Raw genomic sequence first — 4353 nt, 5'->3', positions numbered from 1 at the left:
ACCCGACCAGCTACTACGCCTCCGGGGCCTTCGCCGCCATGATCAGCCACCTGGTGACCGGCCAGTCCCTCCAGGACGCGGTCCGGCTCAGCATGGGACTGCTGGCCCGCTACCCGGGACACGAGGAGACAACCACCATGCTGCGCAGAGCGGTTGAGCTCGCCGCAGCCGGCCCGGCGACACCCGTGACAGTGGAGAGCCTCGGGGGCGGCTGGATCGCGGAGGAGGCACTGGCCATCGCCGTCTACGCGGCGCTGGCCCGCACCGAGTTCTGGAAGGACCACACGCCGATCGAGTCCGCGCTACTGCTGTCGGTCAACCATTCCGGCGACAGCGACTCCACCGGCGCGATCTGCGGCAACCTCCTCGGCGCCCGGCACGGCGACGGGCTGCTGCCGCAGCAGTGGCTGGAACAGATCGAGGGCCGGGCCCAGATCGCCATGCTCGCGGACGACTTCGCCGCCGCGGTCTGCCCGGGCGAGCAACGGCCGTCGTAGGTCTGCTGACGCCTTCCAGGCACCAGGGCGACTCGGGACATCGGTTCCTTGGCCTGGCGGTCCGTGCGGAAAGCCGCCGGACCGCCAGGGGGCGTTCGGTGGTCAGTCGAGGGTCAGGCCCAGAACACCCTCGGGGAGGGCGAGGCAGACCAGGCCGGCAGGGGTGAGCGTGAGGTCGCGGGCGGGCAGGCCGAGGCGGAGGTCGACCATCGTGGCGGTGGCGCCCCAGCGGCGGAGGCGGATCAGGCCGTCGGCCCAGGCGGATGCGATCAGCAGGCCCTTGGGGGTGTTGGCGACGGCCACGGCCGTGACCGGATGCTCGCGGGCGTCGACCGGGTCCGGCATCGGCGGGCGCCCGTGCATCCAGGTCCACACCTTGCCGTCCACCCCGCCACTCACCACCAGGACGCCGCCGTCCACCTGGGCCAGGTCGAGGCTGGTGACCGGGCCGTTGTGCAGCGGCTGGTCCGGGGACAGGAACGCCGCGCCACCGAGGCGGACATACGTCACTTTACCGCCGCCGTCGCCGACCGCCTGGATCGGGCCATCGTCAACGCTGAGGGTTGCTATGGCGGAGACCCCGTTGTCGATGTATTCGGGGAGCCCCTCGGCCGCGCGGGAGGGCATGCCGGGGTCGCCGCCGGCGGGAACGGCGGTGACGGCCCCGAGTCGGTTCAGCATGAACAGACCGCCGTCCTCGCCGCAGGCCAGGCCTGCGATCCGGCGGTCGAGCAGCCGGACCGGGCCCGCCTTGGCGGTGTCGCTGCCGGTACCCGGATCGATGAATCGCACTGCGTGGCCGACGGCCACCGCGAGCAATCCGGAAAAGGGGCCGTATCCCAACGCCGTCCTGTGCACCCTCTCGATATCGCCACGCCGATAGGACCACAGGGCCCGCCAGCCCTGACCTGATTCGGTGGCAAATCGGTCGGCGGCCTCCTGGTTTCGGCCTGCCAGCCAGGCGTGCAGGGCGGCGGCCCGGACGGCGGGGTCGGAGGCTCCGGCGATCACCGGCCCGCCGAGGTGCCAGGCCTCGGCGAGTTCGCTCCGTGGACCGCCGGTGGTCCGGGTGTACTCAAAGGCGGCGGTGACCTCGACCGGATCCGCGTGGACCAGGAACTCGGGGTCCGACAGGAACTGGTCGGCACATCCCGCGTACAGGGCGTGTCGCAGCAGCAGCCCGAGCCAGCCAGGTTCCACCTTCGCCAGGTCGGCCCAGCCGCCATCGGGCCGCCGGAGACCGGTGGTAATCTCCCGCACCAGCGCGGCATGATCGAAGGGCGGCGACCCGGCCGTGATCTGCGCGAGCTGTTCGGGTTCCAGTCGGCACCCCCGGCCGTCGGCCGATGGCGACACCCACCCGTCCGCTTTGCGGACGAAGCTCTGGCCGTCCACGGGCAGCGAGATCCACTCCACAGCGGTCAGCGGCCGTCCGGAGGCGGCGAGCGAGCGGATGGCCGGGCGCAGCTCGTCGGGCAGTGCCGCCCACCAGGCCGCGGCCAGATCGGACGCCCGGTCGGCGGGTGAGGCCGCCGGGTCCAGGACCGCTCCGGTGGGGGTGAGGGCGGCGAGGCGGGTCGCTTGGCGGGCCAGGCCGGGGCTCGGGTAGACCTGGTCGGCCACCACTTGAGGACGGTCCGGCCGTCTGGCACACCAGGCGATGAAGCGATCCCGGTCGGTCCAGCGGGGGGCGTCCAGGTCGAGTACGGCCCAGCCGGGCGCGGCCGCGGTCAACGTGGCGGCGGCTGGTGTGCCGGAGGCGGACTCCACCAGCAGTCGCAGCCAGGGGACTTGGAGCAGTGGGGTGAGGAGTTCGGTGGCGATCCGTTCGGGCATGTCGGGCAGCAGGTCACTGCCGGCCCGGTCCAGGTCGGTGACCACCAGGACCCGGGGTATGCCGTCCTGCAGTGCCTCCATCAGGTCGGTGGGGGTTCTGGCGGCCACGTTGAGCCGGTCGGCCAGCAGCCAGGTGGCGCTGCGGACCGTCAACCCCTCGGCGGAGAGCGCTACATGGACGCGCCGACCGGTGTGGGGGTTGTCGGGCGGGCAGGCGGCGGCGAGCCAGGTGAGCAGATGGGTGCGGCCGCTGCCGGACGAGCCCGCGATGCGGCAGAACCGTGGTGCTCTCGGGTCCTCCAGCCAGTCCAGCAGCGCCCGTCCGGCCGGGCGTCGGCCGGCCTGTATCGGTGGCACCGCAGTGGCTTCACCGGAGGGGGTGGCTGTTGCTGGGGCGGAGCCGTACGCCGGGTTGTGCCAGAACCGCATCAGCGCGCCGCGGGAGTTGACCTGCCAAGCCCCCTCGACCGCGTGCGGAGGGATCCGCCCCGCCGGGTCGTAGCCCTCGTCGACCTTATACAGCCAACCGGACCGGGCTTCGGCTTGCTTGAGCTGCGCGTCGCTGATTGGCGGGTCAGGGCGGTACCCGAGCGGCGGAACCGGCTCCTTCGGCGGCGTCCAGCCCTCAGCCGCAAGGCCCTTCAGCTCGGCAAGGCTGCTCGCCACGGCTCTGGTATCAGGGACAAGGCGTCCATCGGAAGGGTTGCCCGGGTCTGTGAAGAGCCGCTGAAGGGCCTGCGACGGGGAAAGCCCCTGGGCCTTGGCGTCGTGCAGCTTCCCGTACCAGAAGATGTCGGAATTCAGATTGCGGTCCACGAGCCGTCGCTCGAATCCGGCCGCATCGTCGGCATCGCACACCCAGAGGTAGCCGGTCACCAGGCCGCGGTCATTGATCGCCTTGACGAACTCAACAGACTGCTCCGTTGTGCGGGTATAGCGAGGTGGTCCCTCGCCGACCACTTTGAACTGCAGATCCTGGCTGAGACGATCACTGGTCCAGTCGGAATTGCTCACTGGTCATCCTTCTTCGTCATCACAGGACCTCACCATAGATGTGGACCTTGCCGTCCACAGTCTTGACTACTTGGTCGGCACGCCACTGCAGCCCTCGGCCAAGGAGCAGCTCGCGCTCGGAGGCGGCCCACTTGCCCGCACTCTCCACCCAGAGTCCGGGTGTCCCGGCAGGCACCTTGAGGTGCAGGATCGCCTGCTTGGCCCTGAACGCGGAGGGCACATCGGTGCCCGGCGTGGTGGACATGTAGCCCTGCTCGGTGAAGACCTGCCCTTTCATCTCGTCCGGGGACAGGTCGAAATGGCCGAGGTCGGTGCCCCGGCTGACCACAACATCTTCCGGGACAGGGTGAACCGCCAGCGCTTTGTCGAGTTGGCTGACGCTGTTCGCCACTTCCGCTGTCTGGGACCGCTCCCCCCGGAGTGTTCGGTTGATGTCCTCGTACGAGCGGCCCGGGGCGTCGTCCTTGCTCTGGGTGTATCCCTCAATCGCATCCTTCTGCGACTGAGGAAGCCTGCTCACGTCGTCATTCCAGGTCCGGCCGAAGTCCAGGACGTCGTAGTCGTCCATCATTCTGCGAGTGCCCTTGGAGATCTCCGCCTGAGCCGCCCTCATCTGCTCCTGATCCACCATCCGCTGCTGCGAGACGGCGGGGTCCTCCCTGTTCCGGTGCCAGTCCGGCAGTTCACGTTCGGGGGCAGGCGTGTGCCCGGCAGCGGGCTCATGGGCGGGAGCCGCATCGTGGCCCGGGGCAGGCTCGTGAGCAGGGGTGTGCTCGGGAGCGGGCTCCGCGGCGTGCTCGTGGGCGGGAGCCGGCTCGTGGGCCGGAGCCGGTTCGGGCTCGGGTGCGTGAACCTGAGCGGGTTCGGGTGCATGGACGGGGGCGGGTTCGGGTGCGGGTGGGTGGACGGCGGCGGGTTCGGTGGGCCGGACGTGCTGGGGGAAGGCGCTCACGTCGAACTGGGGCGCGCCGGGGCGGTTGAACGCGGAGGCGCCGGCCTGCTCGGC

At 70.7% G+C, this 4353-nt stretch carries 3 protein-coding genes; 1 reads left to right on the top strand and 2 read right to left on the bottom strand.

The window, feature by feature from the left end; all coding sequences use genetic code 11:
• A partial coding sequence (locus ABD369_RS40100) for an ADP-ribosylglycohydrolase family protein (protein WP_344641579.1) occupies positions 1 to 497 on the top strand: 497 nt, incomplete at its 5' end.
• Positions 498 to 599: 102 nt separating this feature from the next.
• On the opposite strand, the gene ABD369_RS40095 is transcribed toward ABD369_RS40100, so the two are convergent.
• Together ABD369_RS40095 and ABD369_RS40090 are read right to left on the bottom strand one after the other, a co-directional pair.
• Complete coding sequence (locus ABD369_RS40095; protein ID WP_344641578.1) at positions 600 to 3347, bottom strand: hypothetical protein; 2748 nt, start codon at positions 3345 to 3347, stop codon at positions 600 to 602.
• Positions 3348 to 3366: 19 nt separating this feature from the next.
• On the bottom strand, positions 3367 to 4353 hold a 987-nt coding region (locus ABD369_RS40090), incomplete at its 5' end, for an ADP-ribosyltransferase (RefSeq protein ID WP_344641577.1).

Source organism: Kitasatospora cystarginea (genome assembly GCF_039533515.1).
In the GTDB taxonomy this organism is placed as follows: domain Bacteria; phylum Actinomycetota; class Actinomycetes; order Streptomycetales; family Streptomycetaceae; genus Kitasatospora; species Kitasatospora cystarginea.
Note: the sequence above shows the minus strand (reverse complement) of the source record. Positions and strands in the feature narration are given on the sequence as shown.